At 65.9% G+C, this 25588-nt stretch carries 23 protein-coding genes; 13 read left to right on the top strand and 10 right to left on the bottom strand.

Going from position 1 to position 25588, the window contains the following annotated elements; translation table 11 throughout:
* Genes ABFX29_RS14480 through ABFX29_RS14470 form a run of 3 tightly spaced genes read left to right on the top strand, consistent with a single transcriptional unit; the run spans position 1 to position 2857 of the window.
* Positions 1 to 903: an ABC transporter permease gene (locus tag ABFX29_RS14480; RefSeq protein WP_152228631.1), complete on the top strand. Its 903-nt coding sequence runs from the start codon at positions 1 to 3 to the stop codon at positions 901 to 903.
* The gene (locus ABFX29_RS14475) at positions 900 to 1742 is read left to right on the top strand and encodes an ABC transporter permease (protein ID WP_152228632.1); all 843 of its coding nucleotides are present in this window, start codon (positions 900 to 902) and stop codon (positions 1740 to 1742) included. The genes ABFX29_RS14480 and ABFX29_RS14475 overlap by 4 nt, the downstream gene beginning before the upstream one ends.
* Positions 1739 to 2857 carry an ABC transporter ATP-binding protein gene (locus ABFX29_RS14470; RefSeq protein ID WP_152228633.1) on the top strand — a complete coding sequence of 373 codons (1119 nt, stop codon included), beginning with the start codon at positions 1739 to 1741 and terminating at the stop codon, positions 2855 to 2857. The genes ABFX29_RS14475 and ABFX29_RS14470 overlap by 4 nt, the downstream gene beginning before the upstream one ends.
* Here the strand turns inward: ABFX29_RS14470 and ABFX29_RS14465 are convergent.
* The gene (locus ABFX29_RS14465; protein ID WP_152228634.1) at positions 2836 to 3447 is read right to left on the bottom strand and encodes a TetR/AcrR family transcriptional regulator; all 612 of its coding nucleotides are present in this window, start codon (positions 3445 to 3447) and stop codon (positions 2836 to 2838) included. The two genes, ABFX29_RS14470 and ABFX29_RS14465, sit on opposite strands and share 22 nt — an antisense overlap.
* A 135-nt stretch (positions 3448 to 3582) precedes the next feature.
* On the opposite strand from ABFX29_RS14465, the gene ABFX29_RS14460 reads away from it, so the two are divergent.
* From ABFX29_RS14460 to ABFX29_RS14450, 3 genes are read left to right on the top strand one after another with little or no spacing between them, the layout of a single operon-like run.
* Positions 3583 to 4848: a nucleotide disphospho-sugar-binding domain-containing protein gene (locus ABFX29_RS14460; protein WP_152228635.1), complete on the top strand. Its 1266-nt coding sequence runs from the start codon at positions 3583 to 3585 to the stop codon at positions 4846 to 4848.
* Positions 4849 to 4896: 48 nt separating this feature from the next.
* The gene (locus ABFX29_RS14455; protein ID WP_152228636.1) at positions 4897 to 6354 is read left to right on the top strand and encodes an aminobutyraldehyde dehydrogenase; all 1458 of its coding nucleotides are present in this window, start codon (positions 4897 to 4899) and stop codon (positions 6352 to 6354) included.
* Positions 6355 to 6408: 54 nt separating this feature from the next.
* A complete protein-coding gene (locus tag ABFX29_RS14450; protein WP_211372401.1) occupies positions 6409 to 7842 on the top strand; it encodes an NAD(P)/FAD-dependent oxidoreductase in 1434 nt (477 codons plus the stop codon).
* Between the two features lie 396 nt (positions 7843 to 8238).
* Here ABFX29_RS14450 and ABFX29_RS14445 read toward each other — a convergent pair whose 3' ends face one another.
* The 3 genes from ABFX29_RS14445 to ABFX29_RS14435 form a co-directional block, all read right to left on the bottom strand.
* The gene (locus tag ABFX29_RS14445) at positions 8239 to 8976 is read right to left on the bottom strand and encodes a class I SAM-dependent methyltransferase (protein ID WP_152228637.1); all 738 of its coding nucleotides are present in this window, start codon (positions 8974 to 8976) and stop codon (positions 8239 to 8241) included.
* 27 nt (positions 8977 to 9003) lie between these two features.
* Positions 9004 to 12618, bottom strand: a complete 3615-nt coding sequence (mfd, locus tag ABFX29_RS14440; RefSeq protein ID WP_152228638.1) for a transcription-repair coupling factor — start codon at positions 12616 to 12618, stop codon at positions 9004 to 9006.
* 276 nt (positions 12619 to 12894) lie between these two features.
* Positions 12895 to 14550, bottom strand: a complete 1656-nt coding sequence (locus ABFX29_RS14435) for a M28 family metallopeptidase (protein ID WP_246167575.1) — start codon at positions 14548 to 14550, stop codon at positions 12895 to 12897.
* Positions 14551 to 14829: 279 nt separating this feature from the next.
* Here ABFX29_RS14435 and ABFX29_RS14430 point away from each other — a divergent pair, with 279 nt between their 5' ends.
* From ABFX29_RS14430 to nhaA, 4 genes are all read left to right on the top strand, one after another.
* The gene (locus ABFX29_RS14430; RefSeq protein ID WP_152228639.1) at positions 14830 to 15525 is read left to right on the top strand and encodes a hypothetical protein; all 696 of its coding nucleotides are present in this window, start codon (positions 14830 to 14832) and stop codon (positions 15523 to 15525) included.
* Between the two features lie 114 nt (positions 15526 to 15639).
* Entirely contained in the window at positions 15640 to 16137 is a 498-nt protein-coding gene (locus ABFX29_RS14425) for a DUF2505 domain-containing protein (protein WP_152228640.1), read from the top strand.
* 28 nt (positions 16138 to 16165) lie between these two features.
* Entirely contained in the window at positions 16166 to 16387 is a 222-nt protein-coding gene (locus ABFX29_RS14420; RefSeq protein WP_152228641.1) for an SCO4848 family membrane protein, read from the top strand.
* Between the two features lie 136 nt (positions 16388 to 16523).
* Entirely contained in the window at positions 16524 to 17900 is a 1377-nt protein-coding gene (gene nhaA, locus ABFX29_RS14415) for a Na+/H+ antiporter NhaA (protein ID WP_152228642.1), read from the top strand.
* A 43-nt stretch (positions 17901 to 17943) separates the two neighbouring features.
* On the opposite strand, the gene ABFX29_RS14410 is transcribed toward nhaA, so the two are convergent.
* From ABFX29_RS14410 to ABFX29_RS14390, 5 genes are all read right to left on the bottom strand, one after another.
* Positions 17944 to 18972, bottom strand: a complete 1029-nt coding sequence (locus tag ABFX29_RS14410) for a hypothetical protein (RefSeq protein WP_152228643.1) — start codon at positions 18970 to 18972, stop codon at positions 17944 to 17946.
* The gene (locus ABFX29_RS14405; RefSeq protein ID WP_152228644.1) at positions 18969 to 19883 is read right to left on the bottom strand and encodes a hypothetical protein; all 915 of its coding nucleotides are present in this window, start codon (positions 19881 to 19883) and stop codon (positions 18969 to 18971) included. The genes ABFX29_RS14410 and ABFX29_RS14405 overlap by 4 nt, the downstream gene beginning before the upstream one ends.
* Positions 19883 to 20623 (bottom strand): signal peptidase I, encoded by a 741-nt coding sequence (locus ABFX29_RS14400; protein ID WP_152228645.1) that lies wholly within the window; start codon positions 20621 to 20623, stop codon positions 19883 to 19885. The genes ABFX29_RS14405 and ABFX29_RS14400 overlap by 1 nt, the downstream gene beginning before the upstream one ends.
* Before the next feature lie 8 nt (positions 20624 to 20631).
* Positions 20632 to 21198 (bottom strand): hypothetical protein, encoded by a 567-nt coding sequence (locus tag ABFX29_RS14395; RefSeq protein WP_152228646.1) that lies wholly within the window; start codon positions 21196 to 21198, stop codon positions 20632 to 20634.
* A gap of 92 nt (positions 21199 to 21290) precedes the next feature.
* Complete coding sequence (locus tag ABFX29_RS14390; RefSeq protein WP_152228647.1) at positions 21291 to 21803, bottom strand: alternate-type signal peptide domain-containing protein; 513 nt, start codon at positions 21801 to 21803, stop codon at positions 21291 to 21293.
* Between the two features lie 238 nt (positions 21804 to 22041).
* On the opposite strand from ABFX29_RS14390, the gene ABFX29_RS14385 reads away from it, so the two are divergent.
* The 3 genes from ABFX29_RS14385 (at position 22042) to ABFX29_RS14375 (ending at position 24666) form a co-directional block, all read left to right on the top strand.
* Positions 22042 to 22503, top strand: coding sequence for a VanZ family protein (locus ABFX29_RS14385; RefSeq protein ID WP_170287774.1), 462 nt, complete (start codon positions 22042 to 22044; stop codon positions 22501 to 22503).
* Positions 22504 to 22612: 109 nt separating this feature from the next.
* Entirely contained in the window at positions 22613 to 24010 is a 1398-nt protein-coding gene (locus ABFX29_RS14380; RefSeq protein WP_152228649.1) for an NAD-dependent succinate-semialdehyde dehydrogenase, read from the top strand.
* A 281-nt stretch (positions 24011 to 24291) separates the two neighbouring features.
* Entirely contained in the window at positions 24292 to 24666 is a 375-nt protein-coding gene (locus ABFX29_RS14375; protein WP_152228650.1) for a hypothetical protein, read from the top strand.
* A 53-nt stretch (positions 24667 to 24719) separates the two neighbouring features.
* On the opposite strand, the gene ABFX29_RS14370 is transcribed toward ABFX29_RS14375, so the two are convergent.
* Complete coding sequence (locus ABFX29_RS14370) at positions 24720 to 25502, bottom strand: response regulator transcription factor (RefSeq protein WP_152228651.1); 783 nt, start codon at positions 25500 to 25502, stop codon at positions 24720 to 24722.
* Positions 25503 to 25588: the final 86 nt, after the last annotated feature.

Raw genomic sequence — 25588 nt, 5'->3', positions numbered from 1 at the left:
GTGCCTGCTAACCGCTCCGCTGCCTCCGGCGCCGCCTGGCGCCGGAGGCTCGCCGGACTCCCGATCCTTGGGCCCGGCGTCGTGTTCCTGTTTGTGCTGGCCGTCCTGCCCGTTGCACTGGTCACCGTCTACGCGTTCTTTGAGCGCGGCCGGTTTGGCGGCGTCGAATACAACTTCACCCTGGAGAACTTCGTCCGCCTGGCGGACCCGCTCTACCTGGGCGTGGTGCTGAAGTCCATCCTGATCGCCGGTGCCGCCACCGCCATAGCACTGCTGATCGGCTACCCGGCGGCCTTGTTTATCGCGCGCCTGCCCAAGCGCTGGCGCACCCTGGCCCTGATCGCCGTCCTGCTCCCGTTCTGGACCAATTTCCTGATCCGCACCTATGCCTGGATCCTGCTGCTGAACAATGCCGGCTGGATCAACCAGAGCCTGCAGTGGCTGGGCATCACCAGTGAACCGGTGGCGATGCTCTACACCGAACCGGCCGTCGTCGTCGGGCTGGTGTACATGTACCTGCCGCTGATGATCCTGCCGCTGTACGCTTCCCTGTCATCGCAGGACCCGCAGCTAACCGAGGCGGCCACCAACCTGGGTTCCTCGCCGTTCCGGGTTTTCCGGACGGTCACCCTGCCGCTGTCCGCCCCGGGCGCCCTGACCGGCTGCATCTTCGTGTTCGTCCCTGCGATGGGCAACTTCATCATTCCGGAACTGATCGGCGGCGGTAAGACCGTCCTGATCGGCAACCTCATCCGCGACCAGTTCCTGAAGGCCCGCGACTGGCCGTTCGGAGCAGCCCTGGCACTGGTTATGACGGCATTCCTGGTGCTGCTGCTCGTGCTGCAGCAGCGGGCCTCCCGCGCCGTCAGCGAAGGCAAGACCCCACGGAAGGCGGGCGCATGAGCACCACGGCAGCCGCGCCGGGTACCAGCCCGGCAGCAGTGAGCAAGGTACGACGCCGCGGCGCGCGGCAGGGTAAGGCCTGGCACCTGCGGGTTCCCTTCTGGGCCGCGATCGCGTTTCTCTACCTGCCGATCCTCGTGGTGACGGCCATGTCCTTCAACGCCTCGTCCAACCTCTTTTCCTGGTCCGGGTTCTCGCTGAAGTGGTACGCAGAGGTCTTCCGCTCCCCGGAGATCCTCGCGTCCCTGGGCAACACCCTGGTGGTGGCCGCGGCAGCTGCAGTCCTGGCCACGGTGCTGGGTACCCTGACCGCCGTCGGAATCCACCGGTATACCAGGGGCGGGCTGATCCGAGCGATCGCCATTGCCCCGGCCATGCTTCCGGACCTGCTGCTGGCGATCGGGCTGCTGAGCCTGTTCACGCTGCTGAACTTCACCCTGGGCCTGCTCTCGGTGATCCTGGCACACACCGTGTTCGCCATGGCGTTCGTGACCGCCATTGTCCTGGCCCGGCTGGCCCAGGTGGATCCGTCACTCGAAGAAGCTTCCCGTGACCTGGGCGCTTCCCCGGCCCGGACCCTGCTGAAGGTGACCGTTCCACAGCTGGGACCGGCAATCATCTCCGGCGGCCTGCTGGCCTTCACCCTGTCCCTGGACGAGTTCGTGATTGCGTTCTTCACCACCAGTCCCACCGTCTCCACGCTGCCCATCAACATCTACTCGATGGTGCGCTTCGGCGTCTCCCCCGAAATCAATGCACTCGCCACCATGCTGCTGGGCCTGACCGTCCTTGCGGTCCTGGGAACGCAGCGCCTGACCAAGATTGCGGATTCACTATGACCACCGGACCCGACTCCGTTTCCGCGGACCAGCCGCTTCTGCAGCTGCGTTCCCTCAGCCACAGCTATGGTTCCGTCCAGGCCCTGCACGGGATTGACCTGAACATTGCCGGTAATGAGTTCTTTGCCCTGCTGGGACCCTCCGGCTGCGGCAAGAGCACGCTGCTGCGTTCGATTGCCGGCTTTGAGACGCCTGCCGAAGGAGAGATCCTGCTCGACGGCGAACCGCTCACCCGGTTGCCTGCCCACCGCCGCCCGGTGAACATGATGTTCCAGTCCTATGCGCTGTTCCCCCACCTCAGCGTGGAGAAGAACGTGGCCTACGGGCTGGAGGCCGAAGGCGCGGGCAAGGCCGAAGTGCGCCGGCGGGTCGGCGAAGTCCTGGAGACCATCGGTTTGACCACGTTCGCCAGGCGCCGGCCGGGCCAGCTCTCCGGCGGCCAGCGGCAGCGGGTCGCCCTGGCACGCGCGATCGTGAAGCGCCCCCGGCTGCTGCTGCTGGATGAGCCGCTCTCCGCGCTGGACCGCAAGGTCCGGGCCGAAATGCAGCTGGAACTCAAGCGCCTGCAGCATGAGGCAGGCATGACGTTCGTGGTGGTCACGCATGACCAGGAAGAAGCCATGTCCATGGCGGACCGGGTTGCAGTGCTCAACGCCGGAAGGCTGGAACAGGTGGACACACCCGTGGCGCTCTACGCCGCTCCGCGCACCCGGTTCGTGGCCGACTTCATCGGCACCGCCAACCTGCTGGACGGGACCGCCGTCGCGGGCGGCGTTGCCCTGGAGTCTGCGCTGGTGCTTGCCGCTGACCATACGCTGCCCTCCGGAACCCCGGCCACCGCCGTCGTGCGTCCGGAAGATGTGAAGCTGGCACCGGCCGGTGCCGGCACGCTTGAGGGCACCGTGGTGGACACCTTCTTCCTCGGTGGAACGTCCACCGTCTCGGTGCAGGTCCCGGGACTGGCCTCGCCGTTCACCTGCAATGTCCGGGCAGTCCAGGTTCCGCAGCGCGGATCGCAGGTTGGCCTGGTTATCGACGCCGCACGCACCGTGGCTGTCGAAGATGACCGCGCCGCCGCCCAGCGCGGCGCGGATCAGGAAACGGTCAGCCCGTGAGAGGTTGCGATCCGTGCGTAGTCCGCAATCAGTCCCGCCGCGGTCTCCGCGTCAATGCTGGGATGGCGGGCAATGATCCGGTAGCCGTACGCATCTTCGAGCGCCACCAGGTTTCGGGCCACGGTCAGCGGATCCTGCGCCAGGGTAAACACCCCGCGGGCGGCTCCCTGCTCCAGGACCACCAGGTACATGCCCACCTGGCGTTCGTACAGCGAGGTCAGGAGCGTGGCGGTCACCGGATGGTTGCCGGCGGAACCGCCCAGGGCACAGAGCATGGCAACCTGCGCGTCCTCCGGACCGGAGGGCAGCCCGGAACGAATCAGTGCCAGGAGCCGTGCGGCCGGGTCATCAGGCAGCGAGGCGAGCATCTGGACCCGCTGTTCGTAGAAGCGTTCCATGGCTTCCCGGTTCGCCTCCAGCATCAGGTCATCCACATTCGGGTAGTAGTACAGCACTGCCCCGCTGGTCAGCCCGGCTTCCTCGGCAACGCGGTTCAGCCTCGCGCCGTCCGGACCGTGCTTCGCCACCGCCCGCTGCGCGGCCGCCACGATTTCGCTGCGGCGTGCGGTCTGGTTCTTCGGGCGTGCCATGTAAAACCTTCCTCGAATGGACTGAGTCACCACAATAGGGCACGCCCGCCGAAATAGCCGCATTTCACATAAGTAATTTGCATCACGCAACGATTCCAGGAGGCAGCATTGACAAATTCACGCACCTTTCTTTTCATGCCGGAAAGTGCCTACGGGCCTACCAATAACTGCATTGGGATCGGCAGCGAACTACTGAAGCGCGGGCACCGGGTGGTCTTCGCCGCTGAGTCGTCCTGGCAGGGCAAGCTCGCTGCACTGGGGTTCGAGGAAGCACTCGTTGACTTCGCACCCCCGGCAGAGGATGACGCCGAGGCAGAGGCAGGTGATTTCTGGAAGGAATACATCAAGGAAATATCCCCTGAATTCCGGAAATCAACCCTGGAACAGGCGGAAACGGTCATACGCCCCATCTGGGAAGGCGCCATTGAAGGCGCAAAATACTGTGAACCCGAATTGCGGAAGATAATCACCGAAGTAAATCCGGATGTAATCGTCGAGGACAACGTGGTGGCATTTCCCGCGCTGCTGACGGCGGGCAAGCCGTTCGTGAGGATAGTCTCCTGCAACCCGCTGGAAATTCCCGGCCCGGGCATCGCACCGGCCTACTCCGGACTGGGCGAGGCCGACGAAAGCGGCTGGGATGAATACCGCACCGAGTATGAGCGCACCCACAAGGACCTCTGGGAAGACTTCAATGCCTGGGTCCAGGAACAGGGTGCCCCTGCCCTGCCCCGGCTGGAGTTCATCCACTCCGGCGTGCACAACATCTACGTCTACCCCCAGGAGCTGGACTACACCGGCAGCCGGCCGCTGGACGCAAACTGGACCCGCGTAGATTCCGCCGTCCGTGAGACGGAATCCGCCGTAGAGCTTCCGGAGCACTTCCTGGACGGCACCAAACCGCTGGTTTACTTCAGCCTCGGTTCCCTGGGCGGCGCCGACGTCGAACTCATGCAGCGCACCGTGGACATCCTGGGCACCGCCGGTGAGTACAACTTCATCGTCTCCAAAGGCCCGCGGCATGAGGAAATCATCCTGGCGGAGAATATGTGGGGCGCGGAGTTCCTGCCGCAGACCCGCATCATCCCGCTGGTGGACCTGGTCATCACGCACGGCGGCAACAACACCACCACCGAGGCACTGCATTTCGGCAAGCCGATGATCCTGCTCCCGCTGTTCTGGGACCAGTACGACAACGCCCAGCGCGTGCACGAATCCGGCTACGGCCGCCGCCTGGACACCTACGAGTGCACCCCTGAAGAACTGCTGGGCAGCATCGGCGAGCTGCTGGACGATCCAGAACTTCAGGCCCGCTGCCGCGCAGCCGGGGAACGGATCCGCGCTGCTGACGGCCTGTCCGCGGCCGCCACAGCACTGGAGAACGTCGCCGCAGCGCACTAACCCAAACTGCTTCACCGAACCACATCACCACCACGGCAAGGAACCACCATGGCATCCGGAACTTTCATTTCCAACGACTACCGCGCTTCCAACGGCGAAGTGCAGGAGCTCATCAACCCCGCCACCGGCGAAGTCTCAGGCACGCTGACCGCGTCCTCAGTGAACGACGTCGACTCCGCCGTCGCGGCCGCCCGCGGCGCCGCCCCGGGCTGGGCTGCGCAGACCCCGGGACAGCGTGCCCGTGTGCTGCTGAAGCTGGCCGATGCACTGGAGGAAGATGCCGAAACGCTCACCGAGCGTGAAGTGACGGAAGGCGGCAAGCCCTGGACTACGGTGCTGGACGGCGAGATTCCGTTCGGAGCGGATAACCTGCGCTTCTTCGCCGGCGCGGCACGGTCCGTGGACGGCACCGGCGCCGGTATGTTCTCCGACGGCTACACCTCCATGATGGTCCGCCGGCCGGTAGGCGTGGTTGCCGGCATCACCCCATGGAACTTCCCGCTGATCATGGCCCTGTGGAAGGCCGGGCCCGCCCTGGCGGCCGGAAACACCGTGATCCTCAAACCCGCCCCGTTGACTCCCGGCTCCACGCTCCGCCTGGCCGAGCTGGCTGCTGCTGCCGGGCTGCCGGCAGGGGTGCTGAACGTGGTGACCGGCGGCGGGGACATCGGTTCGGCGCTGGCCGGGCACCGCGGTGTTGACATGGTTTCCGTGACCGGTTCCACCGCCACCGGCCGCGCCGTGATGCAGGGCGCGGTCAAGGACGTCAAGCGTGTGCACCTGGAGCTGGGCGGCAAGGCCCCTGCCCTGGTCTTCGCCGACGCCGACGTGGCACAGATGGCACGCGCCGTCGCCCTGGGTGCCACCTACAACACGGGCCAGGACTGCACCGCCGCCACCCGTGTGTACATCCACCGCAGCATTTTCGACGACGCCATAGCCGCCCTGCGCACTGAGCTCAAAGGCATTGTCATCGGCGACCCGCATGACCCGGCCACCCACATCGGCCCGCTGATCTCGGCAGCGCACCGCGAGAAGGTTGCCGGGTTTGTGCAGCGCGCGGTCGACGGCGGCGCCGAAGCACTGGAGGGCGGCTCACCCATGGCGGGTCCGGGCTTCTACTTCCCGCCCACCCTTGTGGTGGGTGCTGGGCAGTCCTCGGAACTGGTGCAGGGCGAGATCTTCGGCCCGGTACTGGTGGCCCTGCCCTTCGACACCGAGGACGACGCCGTCGCGCTGGCCAACGACAGCGCCTACGGGCTAGCGTCCTCCGTCTGGACCGCCGACGTCGGGCGTGCCATCCGCGTCAGCCACCAGCTGGAGGTGGGCGTCACCTGGATCAACGACCACCTGCCGCTCGCCTCGGAGGCTCCGCACGGCGGAGTGAAGGGATCAGGCTTCGGCAAGGACATGAGCATCGAGCCCCTCCTGGATTACTCCGTGACCCGCCACCTGATGATCCGCCACGCGGTGCCGCCGGAAACCACGGGCTACCGCCCGGCCTGATCCCGCCCCCCCCTGCCTATAACTGCGAACCACCACCGATCGAAAGCAGATACCGTGCCAAGCACCACCCCAACCGCCTACGACCTTGCCGAAAAGCGCATCCCGGCCGCCGCTGTCACTGCTGCCCTCGCCGCCGCCGTACCCGCCCCGTATTGGCTGGACCGCCCCGAACGCCCGGCTGCCCTCCCACCGTTGGGATCCCGAATCACCGCCGACCTCGTTGTGGTCGGCGGCGGGTATACCGGGCTGTGGACTGCACTGCTGGCCAAGGAACGCGATCCGGCTGCGGCTGTGGTGCTGCTGGAAGGGCAGGAAGTGGGCTGGGCGGCGTCGGGACGCAACGGCGGCTTCGTCTCGGCCAGCCTGACCCACGGTTACAGCAACGGGGTCAAGCACCTGCCCAAGGAGGTGGACCTGCTCCAGGAAATGGGTGACGAAAACCTGGCAGAGTTCGCCGATACCCTGCAGCGCTACGGGATCGACTGCGGCTTTGAGTGGAACGGAACCCTGGCCCTGGCCACGGAGCCGCACCAAGTGGACTGGCTGCGCGAGGAAGCCGAACACGACGGCGTCGAGTTCTTTGACCGTGAGCAGGTCCAGGCTGAAGTGAAGTCCCCGCTGTACCTGGCCGGGGCCTGGAACAAAAAGGGCAGCGCACTGGTGGATCCGGCACGGCTGGCCTGGGGCCTGAAACGCGCCTGCTTGGAACTCGGTGTGCAGATCTTCGAGCACTCCCCCGTGCGGTCGCTGGCCAAGTCGGGCCGCGGCGTCGAGGTGAAGGCCGACGGCGGCACTGTCTCAGCCTCGAAAGTGGCCCTGGCGACGAACGTGTTTCCGTCGCTGCTGCGCCGGGCACGCCTGCACACCGTGCCGGTCTACGACTACGCGCTGATGACCGAACCGCTGACCGAGGAGCAGCTTGAATCCATCGGCTGGTCCCGGCGGCAGGGGCTCGACGACGTCGCGAACCGGTTCCACTACTACCGCCTCACCGAGGACAACCGCATCCTGTTCGGCGGCTACGACGCGCCGTACCACTTCGGACGGAGCATGAAGCCCGAGTATGACCAGAGCGAGGAGTCCTTCCGCCGCCTGGCTGCGCACTTCCTGGCGACCTTCCCCCAGCTGGAAGGCATCACCTTCAGCCACAAGTGGGGCGGGGCGATCGATACCTGCAGCCGCTTCTTCTCCTTCTTCATGAAGGCTTACGGCGGGCGGGTGGCGTACGCGGCCGGATTCACCGGCCTCGGAGTGGGTGCCAGCAGGTTCGCTGCCAATGTGCTGCTGGATCTGCTGTCCGGGGCCAGGACCCGGCGCACGTCCCTGGAGCTGGTGCGCAAGCTCCCGCTCCCGTTCCCGCCCGAGCCCGTTGCCTGGCTGGGCGTGAAGATCACTACCGCTGCCATGGTCCGCTCGGACCGGCGGCAGGGCAAGCGGGGCCCGTGGCTGAAACTCATGGACGCCGTCGGCATGGGGTTCGACTCCTAGCGGGCTTTGCCGGCGTCCCCTTGGGGCCCCCTATACCGGGGGCCCTTTGGGCTGCCGGTGCTTCAAGCTGCGTGCCTCCTTCGGCCTTATTCCCCCTCCCGAAGGAGGCACGCCCCTTCTGGTGTGCGGAACGTTCGGGCGGGTGGGTCATCCTTCGGGGAGATACCGCTGCTTTGGGCCCCTTTCATTGAACCTGTGGGGAGATACCGTCGTTTTGACGCTTGCAAAGCGACGTCAAGTCCCCGAAGGATTCCGGGAACACCCGCTAAAGAGCGGTATCTCCCCGATGGATGACCCGGCACCCGGCAAGGGCAGGGATGTGGATGGCCCGGCCGCCCGGCAAGGGCACGGAGGACGCCCGCCGGGACCGGCGTGCCCCTAAGCACGAGCCCCGGTTCAGGCCTGGGCCAGGACCAGCCATCCGCGGGTTGGCGCATACGGCAGGTCCCGGATGTCCACCGCGGTGAATCCGGCCTCGGCAAGGGAGGAGTGCAGTGCGTCCCGGGTGCGGAAGCGCAGGGTGCTGGTGGAGTCCAGCCTTTCCCCGTCGGATTGGAAAACGGTGGGCGACTCGAAAGTCACCAGCTCACCGTCGACGCCGGTCACCTCGACCCAGTCCTCGACGAGTCCTTCGGCACCGGCGTCGACCACCTGATGGGAACGTTCCTTCGTCCACCTCTCCCAGGCCCGGTCCGCCGGGTTCCGGGTCTCGAAAGCGAGCCGCCCTCCCGGCCGGAGGCAGGTGTGAATGGAACGCAGCGTACGAATCCAGTCGGCGTCGGACAGGAAAACCTGGGCGACGTTCGCCGTCATGGTGGCGAGGTCAAACCGCTGGTGGTTCGCCGGGTCAGCAGCAGCGTCCGGTGCGGTTCCCACCATCCACCGCACGGCACCGGCTCCCGGTTTGGCGCGGGCAACGTCAACGGAAGCCGACGCCGGATCCACACCCAGCACTTCCACCCCCTTCGCAGCGAGCAGGCAGGCGAGCGTCCCCGTTCCACAGCCGACGTCGAGCACGGCGTTCACGCCAGGCTCAGAGGCCAGGCCAAGATACGTGTCGAGGTCGCTGCGGTCGCCTTCGAGGGCGTCGTACACCCGGGCAAGCCTGGGATGGGAGAAGATCGCGTCCGGCATCCCCCGACCTTACAATCCGCTGGGCACTTATTCCTTGAAGATCGCGTCCAGCACCTGGTGCGCCCACTGCAGCATCTCGGCGTCCTGCAGGTCCCGGCCGCCGATCTTCGCAGTCTTGGGCTTCGGAATCAGGATCGCGTTCAGCGCCGGCTTCACCTGCGAGCCCGGGTACATCCGCTGCAGGCGCATCACACGGGATTCGGGCAGGTCGCCCGGGGAGAACTTGATGAAGTTGCCCTGCAGCGCGACGTCGGTCAGGCCGGCGGCGCGGGCATCCACCCGGAACCGGGCGACGTCGATCAGGTTCTTCACTTCCTGCGGCGGCTCGCCGTAGCGGTCCACGAGCTCGGCAAGGACTTCGTCGATCGCCTCGTTGGTCAGCGCCGAAGCCAGCTTGCGGTAGGCCTCCAGCCGCAGCCGCTCCCCCGGCACGTACTCGTGCGGCAGGTGCGCGTTGACCGGCAGCTCGATCTTCATCTCGGCGGCCTTCTCCTCGGCCTCGCCGCGGAAGTCCGCCACTGCCTCGCCTACCAGCCGGATGTACAGATCGAAGCCGACGCCGGCAATGTGCCCGGACTGCTCCCCGCCCAGCAGGTTGCCGGCACCGCGGATTTCGAGGTCCTTCATGGCCAGCTGCATGCCGGCACCGAGTTCGTTGTGCGCGGCGACGGCTTTCAGCCGCTCCAGCGCCACCTCGCCCAGCGGCTTCTCCGACGGGTACAGGAAGTACGCGTAAGCCCGTTCCCGGCCGCGGCCCACACGGCCGCGCAGCTGGTGCAGCTGCGACAGGCCAAAGTGGTCCGCCCGGTCCACGATCAGGGTGTTGGCGTTGGAGATGTCCAGGCCGGTTTCGATGATGGTGGTGCACACCAGCACGTCGAAGCGCTTTTCCCAGAAGTCCACGATGATCTGCTCGAGCTTCGCCTCGCTCATCTGGCCGTGGGCGACGGCGATGCGCGCCTCCGGGACCAGTTCCTGCAGGTGCGCTGCGGTCCGGTCGATCGAGGAGACCCGGTTGTGGACGAAGAACACCTGGCCTTCGCGCATCAGTTCGCGGCGGATCGCTGCCGAGGCCTGCTTGTCCGTGTACGGGCCAACATAGGTCAGCACCGGGTGCCGCTCTTCCGGCGGGGTGGCCAGCGTGGAGGTTTCCCGGATACCGGTAAGGGACATTTCCAGGGTTCGCGGAATCGGCGTCGCACTCATGGCCAATACGTCCACGTTGGTGCGCAGCTTCTTCAGCGCTTCCTTGTGCTCGACGCCGAAGCGCTGCTCCTCATCCACGATCACCAGGCCGAGGTCCTTGAACTGGACTTCCTGCGAGAGCAGCCGGTGCGTGCCGATAATGACGTCCACGGACCCGTTCAGCACACCCTCGATCACTTCCTTGGCCTGCTTGGCCGTCTGGAAGCGGGAAAGCGTGGCCACCCGGACCGGGAAACCGGAGAACCGTTCGCTGAAGGTTTCCATGTGCTGCTGGGCGAGCAGCGTCGTCGGCACCAGCACCGCCACCTGCTTGCCGTCCTGCACTGCCTTGAACGCAGCGCGCACCGCGATCTCGGTCTTGCCGTAGCCGACGTCGCCGGAGACCAAGCGGTCCATCGGAACTTCGCGCTCCATGTCCGCCTTGACCTCGTTGATGGTGGTCAGCTGGTCCGGGGTCTCCACATACGGGAATGCCTCTTCCAGCTCGCGCTGCCACGGGGTGTCCTGCCCGAACGCGTGGCCCTTGGAGGCCATCCGCGCCGAGTAGAGCCGGATCAGTTCCCCGGCGATTTCCTTGACGGCCTTGCGGGCCTTGGACTTGGTCTTGGCCCAGTCGGAACCGCCCATCTTGGACAGCACCGGGGTTTCGCCGCCCACATAGCGGGTGATCTGGTCCAGCTGGTCCGTCGGGACGAAAAGCCGGTCCCCCGGCGCCCCGCGCTTGGACGGCGCGTATTCGAGCACCAGGTACTCGCGGACGGTCTTGTTCACCCCGGCACCCGTGGCGCGCTGCAGCAGCTCCACGAACCGGCCCACGCCGTGCTGTTCGTGCACCACAAAGTCGCCTTCCTGCAGCTGCAGGGGGTCGACGGCGTTGCGCCGGCGGGAGGGCATCTTGCGCATGTCCCGGGTGGAGTAGGTGCTGGCCCGGCCCAGCAGGTCCGCCTCGGTCAGCAGGCCCATCTTGAGGTTGTCGAAGACGAAGCCGCGCCCGGCGCTGGCGGTGGTGATCTCGATGATGCCCGGCTGCGGTTCCGAGTCCAGGGACTCTACGCGGGCGGCGGGAATGTCATTGTCGTGGAACAGTTCGGCCAGCCGCGAAGCCGGGCCGGGACCTTCGGTGACGACGACGAGACGCCACTGGTCCTTGATGCGGGAGCCGATGAAGTCCATCATCTCCGCGACGTCGCCCTTGTAGCCGCGCGGTTCGCGGGCGTTGATCGTCAGGGTGTCGATGTCCAGGACGGTCTCATCGTCCGGGTTGAAGGACGTGATCGCCCACCAGGCGACGTCGTTGGCCAGGGCTGCGGAGCGGGTGTCCGTCAAGGAGCGGAAGCTCGCAGCTTCCAGGTCCGCACTGAGTCCGGCGGAGAGGTCAACAGGCGCCGCGCCGCCGTCGGACGCTGTGGCCCAGGCTGCGGCGAGGAACTCCTCGTTCGTGGATTCAAGGTCGTGGGCGCGGGCGCGGACCTTCTCCGGTTCAATGACCACGGAGATTGACCCCGGCGGCAGCTGCGCCATCAGCGGCACCATTTCCTCCACCAGCACAGGGGCCAGGGATTCCATGCCTTCGACGGCGATGCCCCCGGCGATCTTCTCCAGCATGTCCGCGGCGGCCGGCATCTGGCCCTGCAGTTTCGCGGCGCGGCTCATCACATCCGGGGTGATCAGCAGTTCGCGGCACGGCGGGGCGTAGAGCTCCTTGGGGTGGATAACGTGCTCGCCGGTAAGGGTGCGCTGGTCGGCCACGGCGAACCAGCGCATCGAATCCACTTCGTCCCCAAAGAAGTCGATGCGGATGGGGTGGTCATCGGTGGGCGGAAAAACGTCCAGGATGCCGCCGCGCACGGCGAACTCACCGCGGTGGGAGACCATGTCCACCCGGGCGTAGGCGGCGTCGGCGAGCGCCTTGACGACGGCGTCGAACGGGCGTTCATCACCTACCGCCAGGGAGACCGGCTGCAGGTCGCCCAGCCCTTTGACCAGCGGCTGCACCACGGCGCGGACCGGCGCAACGACGATCCGCACCGGATCGTTCTCCGGGTGCGCAAGGCGGCGGAGGACGGAGAGCCGGCGGCCTACCGTGTCCGAGCGGGGAGAGAGGCGTTCGTGCGGCAGGGTTTCCCAGCTGGGGAACTCCTCGATGCCGGCCAGCGGCAGGTAGCTGCGCAGGGCTGCGGCAAGGTCTTCGGCTTCACGCCCCGTGGCAGTGACGGCCAGGACTACGGGAGGTGCGCCGGCAGTGTCCCCCGAACCGCCGTCGTGCGCTTCTGCCAGCCCGTCCACCATTTCCGCCAGCAGTGCGGCGCGCATTCCCTGCGGCGCACCGATCTCCAGGTCGTGGCTGCGCTTGGCGGGCGGACGCGCGGCGTGCGCCTTCAAGCGGGAGTAGGACTTGTCCTCGGCGAGGGCGGCGCGCAGACCGTTCAGGCTCATTGCGGGGGTATCTCCTTCAGGGCAGGCAACGCAAGAACCCGAAGCTGGCAATCAACCCCGGGTAGGTAATTCCAGCCTACCCGCTGCCCGGTACCCCGCACCGGGGATACCGCTGAGGGCGAAGTCTTGTTCCCTTCCCCATCGAGATGACAGTTACGGCTCTTTTCAGCGCCGAAAAGAGCCGTAACTGTCATCTCGATGAAATATGCGGAGCGCAGCAGCAAGGCCGCCCACAGTTCCCTGTGGACGGCCTTGCCGGGTGGGTGCGAGATGCTGCTAGCGCAGGGCCTCGTGTCCGCGGTACTCAGGCGCAGCGGGCAGCGCGCGTGCGGAGAAGAGTCCGTCACCGCCGCGGATGTCCGCATCGGTCTGGGCGAAGGTCAGCACTGAGTGGGCAACTGCGTCGGACATCTCGTGGAAAAGCTTCCGGTCGATGTTGGACAGGTCGTCGCATTCACTGTGGTAGCAGGGATCGTAGGAAACCCCGGCAGTGCCCCCGAAGAGAGCTGCTTCCTCTTCGGTCTTGACGCCCTCGGCGCCGGTGAACAGGCCGCCGGCCGGAATGCCGTTGTTGATGAACGCCTGGTAATCCGAGCGTCCGCTGAACTCGCTGGGGGCAGAAGCCTGTCCCTGCGAGGCGAAGTAGTCCTCAAAGACTTCCTCGATGACGTCTGAACCGGTGGGACCCGTCAGCCCGAAGGCATCGCCGTCGCCGTCGTAGACGAACCGGCCGCCGTTAATCGAACCGACCATGTCGAAGTTCAGGTTCAGCATGGTGTTCGCCAGTTCAGCCTCGCTGAGCTGCTCCACGTAGTGGGTTGATCCCAGCAGGCCGTCTTCCTCAGCTCCCCAGAAGGCGAACCGAACCTGGTTCTCGAGCTTGAACTTCCCGGTCTTGCCGAGCTGAATCGCGGTTTCCAGAATGGCGGCGGAACCGCTGCCGTTGTCATTGATGCCTGCACCCTCCTGCACTGAATCAAGGTGCGCGCCCACGACTACCTGCCGCGTGGGATCTCCCTTGGGGGTGTCCGCAATGACGTTGAACGTTTCGGTTTCCTGGACGTTGGAGTCGACGACGACGCGCACCGTCGCTCCCTCGGTGCCGGCCAGCGTCTCGCCTAGGGCGTAGGTGGTGCCGACGGCGGGAATCGCCGACGTGACGCCACCCAGCGTCCCGTTGACCAGACCGGTGCGGTCCTCTGTGGGAATCACTCCCTGGTTGAAGACGATCGCAGCTGAGGCGCCGGCTGCCGCCGCATTGGCGACCTTGTCCGCGAAGGGACAGGTCCCTCGCTGCATGAGCGCGATGTTCCCTGCAGTGAAGTCCGCGAAGTCCTCCGGTTCGCAGCCGGAGGTGTTGGCGCGGTCTCCGGTCAGGTTGATATCGACGGCGGTGACCTCCGCCGTGACGTCGCCGGGGCCGGAGTAGCTCATGGTCGTAAAGTCGGTTCCAGCCACGTATTCGGTGGCATTCGGGGAGACCTGTTCGAGGAGCTCCCCGTTGAGGATGAACTGCTCGTAGGTGAAGGCCTGGCGGAACGGCTCATAACCGGCCTTGCGCAGCTGCTTCTCCACATACTGGGCGGTTGCCTCGTACCCCGTGGTTCCTGCGGCACGGTTGCCGTCGTTGGCATCCGCTGCGGCCTGGAACGCCTCGAGATGGCCCATCAGCCCGTTAAGAGTGACTTTGTCCCGCAGCTTGTCGGAGTCGCTCTTGCCGGGCTTCCCGGGTCCGTGCCCCGGTTTCCCGGGCTTATCCGGCTTGCCGTTGCCGTGACCGGGCTGGTTCTTGCCCGGTCCCTGGTGGGAGCCCGGGCCGCCCTTCCCTCCGGAGTTGACCTCGGCGGAGAAGGCAGCCGGTGCACCGGCTGAAAGGGCGAGGACGACGGTCGCTGCCAGGGCAGCCCCGCGCATGGATTTACTAAGTTTCATCGTTCCCCTAAGAGTGCGAGTGAATGAACTGGCCGGATGCGCGCCGCCCCCGAGGCACAAGCCGTGCCGCGATGCTATGCCAGTGTTTCGGGCTCCTAACAGGGCGCAGGGGAACTGCGGCCGAATATCCCCCGGCACTCTTCTCAAGTTGGGCCGATTCGGCTAAGTTTCCGCCCGTCGGAGCGTGCCGGCTGTAGCTTTTCACCGTCCCGACTGCCACGCTGAAAAGGCACCGGCATCATTGCATCTGCCTGACACAGCGCATCGGAGGCCTGCCCCATGGGACGCAAACCGGGACTCAAATCCAGCCGTGGAACCCTGTACCTGGTCACCGCCCTGACCGCCCTGTCGCTCCTCTTTACGGCCTGCGCCAACGCCGGAAACCAGGAGGACACCGCGGACAACGCCACGTCGTCGGCGGCGGCCTCCACCCTGAGCAGTGACTGTGAAACCGGGCCGGAGGCGACGTCGTCGTCCTGCCAGGCCGCCGGACCGGGCCGGACCGTAGCCGCTGACCGGTGCCCGGACACCTCCCCCACACCGCTGGAGGGCGGCGTCATCGAGGGCGCGTTCGGCCCCTGGTGCGAGAACGCCATCGCAACGTCCTACCCCGCCACCGACGCGCAGTCCCTCATCCCCGAAGGGGCCGAAACGGAGCTGAGGATCACTGAGACGGACATGGACACCACCCTCGAGATGCAGGTCCAGGGCTTTCCGGCCACTGCCACCTACACGGCGGTGCTCCACGAGGGCCCGTGCGCCGAGAGCCCAGGAGACATCGGGCCGGAGTACATCCATGAGGGCAGCGGAGACAACCCGAACGCCAATGTGGTGCTGGACTTCACCACTGAGCCGGGCGGCTCAGCCACGGCCACAGCAACAGTTCCCTTTGTGGTGCCGGATAACGCGTCCGGCGACTCGGTAGTCCTGCAGGACACGGGGATGCAGGTAGTAGGGTGCGTGCGAATCCCCTGATGGCGAAGGGCTCAGCCTGCTTTGGGGACTGCACAGGTTCACCGACTAGGATGTTTGGCGGGTCCGGTACCAAAATACGCGGACCTGCCGCACATTCCCCTACCGGAGGACCCCATGGCCCTGTCTGCTTCCACCACCCTGCCCTACGACGCCGCGACGCTGACCAAGACCTTCACCGATGAAGGATTCGTGCGCAGCATCAGCGAGCACGTTGGCGGCTCGCTGGTTTCCCTGACGGTCGACGGCGATACCTCCGGTCCCTTCACCCTCACCGCCGTGCGCCAGCTGCCCACCGACAGGCTCCCGGAGATGGCGAAGAAGCTCGTGGGATCATCCCTGACAGTGACCCAGAAGGAAGCGTGGGATGCCCCGGCAGCAGACGGTTCCCGGAGCGCTTCCGTAGACCTTTCCGTGGGCGGCGTGCCGCTGAAGGTCAGCGCCGTGCAGCGCCTGGTTGTACTGGCCGAAGGCACCCGCGTAGACGTAGAGGGATCCGTCAGCTCCTCCATTCCCTTCCTCGGGGACAAGATTGCCAAGGCTGCCGAGCCCATGATTGGCAAGGCGCTGACTATCCAGGCTGCCCAGGCCGGCAAGTGGATCGAAAACAACTAGCCCGCCCCGCCTAGCCAGGAGTACTTCTTTGGAGCTTTCCACCCCCCTCGCCCTCGTTCTGCTCATCGCCGGCCTCTGGTCGCTCATGGTCTGGCCCGTGTTCCTCAAGCGCGTCCTGAAGGACCCGCAGGCGCGTGATGCCAACGGCGCTCCCACCCGGTTCATGACCACCAACCTCATGATGATCAGCACCGCGATCATTTTCGCGCTGGCCACGGCCGTGATCGGAGTACGGGGCCTCGTCGGCTAACCGTTTGGTGCTGTGTCCCTGTTCCCGGGCTGCAGCATCGGTACAGCCGCAGCAGTAAAGTAGGGAAAGGTGAGCCGGGAAGTCTGGTCGGCAATAACTCAGCCGCACCCGCTTACCTTTTAGGAGCCGAGCCTCTATGGCCTCAAACGAGCCCACCCGCCAGCCTTCCGGGGCAACACCGGTCTTTTTCGGACGGAACAGCTACCGGGAGCACCTGCGCATCGGGGAAATCCTGCGCAAGGAAACCGTGGGCGGCGTTCTGCTGCTCATCGCCACCGTAGCCGCCCTCATCTGGGCCAACTCGCCGGCGTCGGAAAGCTACTTTGCGCTCCGGGACTTCACCTTCGGCTATGAACCCTGGCACCTTGACCTGAGCGTCGGAGCCTGGGCGGCCGACGGGCTGCTGGCGATCTTCTTCTTCCTGGTGGGCCTGGAACTCAAGAAGGAATTCGTTGCCGGGGACCTCCGGCAGATCAGCAAGGCAATCGTGCCCGTGGCTGCCGCCTTTGGCGGGGTCATCGTTCCTGCGCTGATCTACGTGGGCGTGAACATGCTCTCCGGCTCGGACGGCCTGCGCGGCTGGGCGATCCCGACAGCCACGGACATTGCTTTCGCGCTGGCAGTCCTGGCAGTCATCAGCTCCCACCTCCCGACGGCGCTGCGGATCTTCCTGCTGACCCTCGCCGTCGTTGATGACCTGATTGCCATCACGATCATTGCGCTCTTCTATTCGGAAGACGTGAACCTGGCGATGCTGGGCCTCATGCTGATTCCGCTGGCGGCATTCGCCCTGCTGGTGCAGCGCGAACCGAAGTTCTTCGGTGCCCGCCGCTGGCCGTTCTGGGTGATCCTCGCCCCGCTGGCCGTTGCCGTCTGGATCCTGATGCATGCCTCCGGCGTGCACGCCACGGTGGCCGGCGTGCTGCTTGGCTTCACCGTTCCGGTGCTGCGCCGCACTGCTGAAGGCAAGCCCATCCCGCCGAACGAAAACAAGCCCGGTCTGGCGGAAATCTTCGAGCACCGCTTCCGTCCCATCTCCACCGGCCTCGCTGTTCCTGTGTTCGCGTTTTTCTCCGCCGGCGTCGCGATTGGCGGGTTTGAAGGCCTCAGCCGGGCGTTGATGGATCCGGTGGCTGTAGGCATCGTGGCTGCCTTGGTGCTTGGCAAGCCGATCGGCGTGCTGCTGACCACGTGGGTGCTGACCTTCTTCACCAAGGCGACCCTGGACACGTCCGTGAAGTGGGTAGACCTGACCGGCATCGGCATCCTCGCCGGTATTGGCTTCACCGTGTCCCTGCTGGTCAACGACCTCAGCTTCGGTCTGGGCTCTGCCCACCATGAGGATGCCAAGATCGCAATTCTTACTGCGTCCGTGCTTGCTGCCGTGCTGGCGTCCATCCTGCTGAGCGTCCGCAACCGCCGCTATGCCGTGCTGGAGAAGGCCGAGCGCCTGGACGCAGACAACGACGGCATCCCCGACGTGTTCCAGGACGGCAGCGGGCAGGAACGCTAGCCGGTTCCCGCCGGCCGCATCGTTCCCTGGCTGCGGCGGCCGGTCAGCCCCGCAGCTCGTTCCCGGTAGCCCAGCACTCGTGGCTGTTCGCCCCAAGCTGGTAGGTCAGGTACACCGGGTCACCGGCCGTGGTTCCGTTCATGGGCTGCACCCGAACTGAGTACTGGGAGAAGTGCTGGGTTGATCCGCCGGGCTGGGCCAGGCTCGTCCTGAACCGCGCCTGCACCCCGGGCTGGGTGGCTTGGGCGCCGTAGCGCCCGTTGGCGGACTTGATCGTCACGTCATAGCTGGATGCACCGGAGGAAGCTGCCCAGTTGAGCACGAGTTCGGCATAGCCGTCCCTGCCCCGCACGAGTTCCGGCAGTGTGCAGGCCAGAGGATTGATCTTGCCCAGGGGCGCAGCGTTCGGTGCCGCCGCGGCATGCGGATCCGCCCAGTAGCAGTTGGTCACGTTGTAGTGCTCGTACTTGTACGTCCAGTAGAGCGGGTCGCCTGCCACGGAGCCGTTCATGGGCATGACCCGCACCCGGTAGTCCGTGTAGTACGGCGTCGGGTTCGAAACCGGCTTGCCGTACTGGTCCACGGCCGAGCGGTCGAAACGGAAGGTGGCGGCGGCCGCCGGAACAGTCTGTGACTGGGCGTAGGCATAGGCCGGGTTCGTTGACGTCACGGAAATGACGTAGTGCGTTACCGGTCCGGAACCGGTCCAGGTAAAGGTTGTATCCGTGAGCTGGGTGCCCGTAGCAGCGGTGCATGTCCCCGGGGCAGGTTTTCCGGGACGCGCGGCGAACACAGGATCCGCCTGGTTCACGATCGTTCCGGGCGGAACCGACGGCTGTGTGGGAACGGGCGTGGGCTGCGGCGCAGGGACCGTCGGCACGGGCTTTCCGGCAGTCACCGTCATCACGGCGGTGCCCTGCTGGCTCCAAAGCGCCCAGGCAGCGGGTACCCCCAGTCCCAGGACGACCGTCACGGCGAAGGCTGCGGCGGCGATCCGGGAACCCGGAAGTTCCCGAAACCGCTGAAAGGCGTTCTTCTTCCGTGGCTGACCCACCTGCTCGTTCTCCTTCATTGCGTCCTTCGGGTTATGCGTATCCGGCCCGCTGCGGCGGCGAAGAAGCCGGCAGCCAGCAGCACCATCAACGTACCCTGCCAGGTGCGGATGATTGGTTCCACGGTGCTTTGGATGAACGACGCCGGTGCGATCCGCGGGGGAAGATCAAGGGTGCCGGTTGCCTTGGCGAAACCGGCCGGCGGGCTGATTGTTTCCCCGGACACCGGTACGGTATTCAGCGGTGCTGCCACCGGTCCCCCGGTCCCCGGGACGGTAACCACGGCTGCCGCTCCGGGGCTGTCCTGCAGGGCGTTTCCGGGTCCCCGGGTGCCGCCCGCATCCTGCCCGCCGGGGACCGGAGTCTGGTTGTCCGGAGCATCAGCAGCCTGGCAGGCGGAGCGGCCGCCCGCTGCGTCCAGCAGCAGAAGGACGTCAAACGCCCCTTGCTGGTCCATGGCGGAGTTGGGTGTTTCCGGGACCAGGCCCGTGCTGAGGTCCACCCGGCGGACTGCGCCCGCTTCGAGAAGCACGGGCGTTCCGAGGTCATTGCAGGCGGCGCTCCCGGGCAGGGCAGCGGATTCAGCGCCTGCACCAATCCGGGAACGGAATTCGAGGTAACCGGCAAGCTCAGGACCTATTCCGCGCCCGGCCACTGCCAGTGACAGATATGCCGGCTCAGCTGAGTTGTTGCGGACCCAGAGGGCCGCTGGCTGCGAGCTGCCGGGAACCAGGTGCAGGCCGGCCGGGAAGATGGGCTGGCGGGCGGAGCCGGAGAAGCTGGACCCCTCGTGGCTGATCTGGAGGTAGTCAGCGTCTGCGTATGCTGCGGGGGCTGCTGCCAGGGACATGGCGGCAAAGGCCCCGGCGCCCAGCAGCGCCGCGCCGGCCCTGGCACCGCGGGGCGCGAAGGACCGGCGGAGAGGATTCATCAGACTGCCACGCTCTTGGGAGCATGTGCTGAGTGGAAGCCTGAAACGGCGTGGTCGCAGTGGTCGCAGTCGTGCAGGATCGGGTCGTCGCTGAAGGCATCCGGCATGGATTCGCCGGCACGGGAGTAGGCTGCGGCGTCGTCCCGGAGGGGCAGCTCCAGGACCACCGCGTCAACCTCGGGGCCGGGAGACTTCCGCTTGGCTTCCAGTCCGCCGCGGACAAGCAGGATGATCCCGTAGCCAAGCAGGCCAACAGCCGCCCACTGGGCCATCTCTCCGCGGTCGCTGCTGCCAAGCCCGTTGGCTACAAACCCCACGTACGGCACGGCGTAGGAGAGCTTGCCGCGGATCTGGGCTTCCTGGACCGCGCCTTCGTCGGCCAGGTCATTGTTGTCTCCCTGGGTGGTGAACAGCCGCTCGCCGTTCTGGCCCGAGGAAATGCCGATAATCCGGTGGGTGATGACGGTGGGATCCCCGGACTCGATCTGGTAAGTGATCACGTCACCGGTCTTGAGCTGGTCGGCAGGAGTGGGCTTCACAACCAGGAAAGTGCCGGGCGCGTAGTTCGGGGCCATGGAACTGGTCAGCACTGTGTAGGTCTGTGAGCCTGTCACCAGCGGAATGATGATCAGCACCAGGGCGGCAAGCGCGGCACCGCACATGGCCGCCAGGCTGAGGGCTGATCCGGTGAACTTCAGTGCCCGGAGCGCCGGTGAAGGGTTGCTGCGGCCTGTTGACATGGAAGTCACTATCCTTTTTGTTCGACGGTGAGCGGAATCGAAATTGTGGAAGTCTGGCCCTCGGCGTTTGCTGCCGCAGAGAGCGTTACGCGGAAGCAGAGGACGCCTGAGGCGCTCTTCGGCAGTTCGAGGACCTGCGCTGCAGGACCGGTGAAGAGAGCCGGGTTGGAGCAGGCCGCGAGGTCAGAACCTGCGGCAGCCCGGTGCTCAACGGTGAGCAGCGGAGCGAGGCTGCCTCCGATGACCGGCTGGCCGGCGGATGCTGCCAAGGTGAACGTTCCTCCGGCGTCGGTCTGGTTGGTCAGCCTGATGCCGGCGTACACGGGCTGGCCTGCGTTCACCGCTCCCAGCGGTGCGGTAGCCAGGGCAACGGTGCCCTGTGTTCCATCAGGCTGGCGCATCATGACGACGCCGGTCCCGCCGTCCATCTGCACGTTGAGGGAAGCTGCCTGGAGGCTTCCACCCGCCGCCGGAGCGGCCGCGCTCCAGAGCGCATAGGTTCCCTGGACGGTGAGCAGTCCCAGCAGCACGGCGCAGAGCACGAGCCCTGACGCCTTCAGCGCTGTCCTTGCCATGTCCTGCACTCCAATGGTTTTGCTGCCGGGGGGGGTGCCGTGCGCGGCGGTGGACGCCGCGCACGGCACGAATGAACAGATGGAGGCTTGGGCTAGCGGATAACCTGCTCCAGCTTGTAGCTGATCTTGGAGAGATCCTGGACTGCGTTCTGCGTGTTGTTTCCAGCGGTCTGGTTGAAGGTAACCTCAGCGGTGACCGTGGCTGCACCGGAGTTGGCGGCGGTCAGGTCGCGGCCCTTCAGCTCGGTGGTGCCCTGCTTGATGTTGTAGTTATAGGTCAGCTGGCTGGAGAAGCCGTTCGACGTTGCGCCGAAGTCCGGTGCCAGGGTGGCCTTGAGCTGGTCACCGGTGAGCTGGATGGTCAGGGGCTGCTCGAACCGGAGGGTTTCACCCGGGACAACCTTGTAGTTGGAGATGTTGGGGATGACGGTTCCGTCGGACTTCTTCCACACTGCCGTGCCGGAGGACAGATCCAGGTTACCGGCCACGATCGAACCGGTGGTGGCATTGGCGGTGTCGTTCCAGATCGCGAGCGTTCCGCCGCCGCCGAGCAGCAGTGCCACGCCTACGCCGGTTGCCAGTGCGCCTTTTGCCATCTTGTTCATTCTGAATCCCCTAAAAGAGTGGTGTGCCCGGCAGGAACCATTCCTGCCGACATGGCTAATCTGCTACCTGATTCTCAAGAAACCGGACCGTCCCGGCACAGGGTTTGGAAAACCTTGCAACAATGCTCAAGAGGCCCGCAATGCGGCCGCAACATCTGCGCAATCCGATGTCAGCCGGCTCAGGGATTCGCCGGATTTGCCCAGCCCGGGCTACCCGACAATGAAGGACGCAGTCACTATGCAGGCACTGGATCAGGGCCGGAAGCGCGGTCACAGCCTTCCCCTGGGGCTCGGCACGGCGGCCTACGGCATTGTGCTGGCGGGCATTGTTTTCTGGCCCCGTCCCGTAGACCGGGGAATGCGCGGACAGCTGGACCAGCTGCTCGGCCGGCTGCATGCCCTTGGCTTCCCGGCGTGGGTGGACTACCCGCTGGTGGAATCGCTGGCCAATGTGGCGCTCTTCCTTCCTGCCGGGCTGCTGCTGGCCGCCTGGCTTGGGCCGCGGTGGTCCTGGCTCGCCGCCGTCGCCGGCCTCTGCGTCTCCGTGGGCATAGAAGCTGCGCAGGCGCTGCTGCTTCCGGAGCGGTACGCCACGCCGCACGACGTTATGGCCAACGGGCTGGGAGCGGCGCTCGGCACGGTTGCGGTCTACGCCTGGCGTTCCCGGTCCGCCAAGGATGCCTCCCTGCCTTCCGGATAGGTTCTTCCTCCGGGTGGGATTTTCCGTCACCATCAGGCATTTTGTTTACCCGGGAGGGAGTTTCGCGGCATGATGACATAACCCACATACATGCGTAAGGAGTACGGACGTGAGCACCACTTCCAAGACAACGGCCAGGTCCTACCGGGTAGTGAACCCCGCCACCGGTGAACCGGGGGAAGAATTCCCCCTGGCAACCGATGCCGAGATCCAGGATGCCCTTGCAGCGTCGCAGGCAGCCCACGAGTCCTGGCGGGAGGTTCCTCTTGAGGAACGCAGCCGGATTGTGAGCCGGGTAGCCGAGCTCTTCACCGAGCGCATGGATGAGCTCGCCGCCATCATCACCGAGGAGATGGGCAAGCCGCTTCCCGAATCCGCCGGTGAGGCAGAGTACTGCACCGATATCTTCAACTACTTCGCTACCGAAGGCCCCTCGCTGGCCGCGGACCAGGAGATCAAGGCAATCGGCGGCGGCCGCGCCGTCATCCAGAAACTGCCGGTCGGCCCGCTGCTCGGCATCATGCCGTGGAACTACCCCTACTACCAGGTGGCCCGTTTCGCGGCGCCCAACCTCATGCTGGGCAACACCATCATCCTCAAGCACGCCGAGTCCTGCCCCAAATCCGCGCTGGCGATCCAGAAGATCATGGACGACGCAGGTGTTCCCGCCGGCGTCTACCAGAACGTCTTCGCCAGCCACGACCAGATCGCGGACATCATCGCCGATCCCCGCATCCAGGGAGTCTCCCTCACCGGCTCCGAGCGGGCGGGCGCCATCATCGGCGAGCTGGCCGGAAAAAACCTCAAGAAGGTTGTGCTGGAGCTGGGCGGCTCGGACCCGTACGTCGTGCTGGACGCCGAGGACGTGAAGGAAGCAGCCGCCAACGCCTGGGCCACCCGCATCGAGAACACCGGCCAGGCCTGCAACTCCAACAAGCGCATGATCGTCACCGAGGACATCTTCGATGACTTCGTGGCGGAACTGACCAACCTGGCCAAGGACCTCAAGCCCGGAAACCCGGCAGCGGCAGCCGAGGGCACCTTCGCACCGCTTTCCTCCCGCGCCGCAGCAGAAGCCCTGGCCGAGCAGATCCAGGACGCCGTGGACAAGGGCGCCGTCCTGCATGCCGGCGGCACCCTGCATGAGGGCCCTGCCGCTTACCTGGCACCGGCCGTGCTCACCGGGATCACCCCTGAGATGCGTGCCTACCGCGAAGAGCTCTTCGGCCCGGTGGCCGTGGTCTACAAGGTGGGCAGCGACGAGGAAGCCGTCAAGCTCGCGAACGACTCCGACTACGGTCTGGGCGGCGCCGTCTTCTCCACTGATGAGGAACGCGCCCGCAAGGTTGCGCAGCAGCTCCAGGTTGGCATGGCCAACGTCAACGGCGTCGGAGAGGGAGCTGATATTCCCTTTGGCGGTGTTAAGCGTTCAGGCTACGGCCGTGAACTCGGGCCGCTGGGAATGGATGAGTTCGTGAATAAGCGGCTCTTCTACATCGCCGACTAGCCACTTTCGCCACAAACGACGGCGTCTGTTCCCTGCGGGGGGCAGACGCCGTCGTATGTGGTATCTGCTGGAATCACCAGCAAACTTTCTGCGATCTTGAGCCTCGCCGGGGAGAGTTCCTGAGCTTGGCATGGGACCGTTGGCGGTACTGATCCACCTGCCTTCCCAGGAATGGGACGGCTGCCGTCCAGGAGGACCCCCATGTCTCCCCGCCTCAGCACTGCGCCTCCGGGCCGCGCGATCCGCGCCCGGGCCATTGCTTCCGCCAGTTCCCGCCCGGTATGACCGCCGTGATTGAGAGCCCGGTTTCCCACGTCCTGGTCTCGAGCGCGTCCCTGCGCGACCTCAGCCAGCAGATGGGCCCGGAGATTTGCCGCCAGTTTGTCGGCAATTACATCGACATGTGGGAAGGCCGGTACCAGCGGCTGGCGAATTCGCTCGACGGCGGCGACTATCCCGAAGCCATGGACGTGGTGCTCAGCATTAAGATCTCCAGCCACATGGCCGGGGCCAAGCGTCTGGCCGGTTACGCGCTGATAGCCCAGGAAATGGTGGGCCGGGCCGATATCCACGGACTGCAGTCGCTGCTGGAACCCATACATGAGTGTGGTGAAGCCACCCTGGCGTCGCTTCGGCAGATGCTGGGCAGCATCTAGCGCCGTTGCCCTCCCGGAGGCAGCGCCGCACCCGCGCTGCTCAGGGTGATCCGCTAGTTTGCCGGTGCCAGCCGGTAGCCAACTCCCCGAACGGTCTCAAGCCAGCGGGGGGAACGGGAATCGTCGCCCAGTTTGCGCCGGAGGTTGCCCACGTGGACTTCAATGGTGCGTTCATCGGACTCGCTGATGTAGGACCCTGTGTCGTAGTCCTCTCCGCGCAGCCGCCGTACGAGGTCCGTTTTGCTCCGCACCCGGCGTCCGCTCTCCAGCAGGGCGTGCAGAAGGTCGAATTCAGTGCGGGTCAGCTCGACGTCGCGGCCGGAGAGCACGGTGGTGCGGGTTCCGGCGTCGAGCACCAGGCCGTTATGGCTGAAAATGTCTTCACTGTCCACAGCTGCGGTCTCAACGGCCGCCGGCAGGGGCGCAGGCGCGGCTTCGGCCTCGGGGATGGCCGGGGCCGTGTCCTTGCGGGGCCGGCGCATCATCGCGGAGATCCGGGCGCGCAGTTCACGCGGACGGAAGGGCTTGGTGATGTAGTCGTCCGCGCCGGCTTCGAGACCCATGAGGGTGTCCAGTTCTTCGGCGCGGGCGGTCAGCATCACGATGTAGGCGTCGCTGAAGAGACGCAGCTGCCGAATGACTTCGAATCCATCGATGTCCGGCAAGCCCAGGTCGAGTGTGACAACGGCCGGATTATGACGGCGCACTGCCTCGACACCCTCCAGTCCGGTGGGGCTGGCATGGACTTCAAAACCAGACTGCTGGAGTACTGCGTGCAGAAGGTCGCGAATGTCCTTGTCGTCTTCGATAATGACGGCGACGCGCTGAGTTTCCATAGCTTCTTGGTTTTTCCTGTCCTGCGAGACCTGCTGTACCCGCTTCCCCTTATTGGGCATCCTACAGGCTCAGCGCATAAACTGAG

The organism is Arthrobacter gandavensis, from assembly GCF_039528575.1.
In the GTDB taxonomy this organism is placed as follows: Bacteria; Actinomycetota; Actinomycetes; order Actinomycetales; family Micrococcaceae; genus Arthrobacter_B; species Arthrobacter_B citreus_B.
The sequence above is the reverse complement of the archived record's forward strand: the minus strand, read 5'-3'. Positions and strand labels throughout refer to the sequence as shown.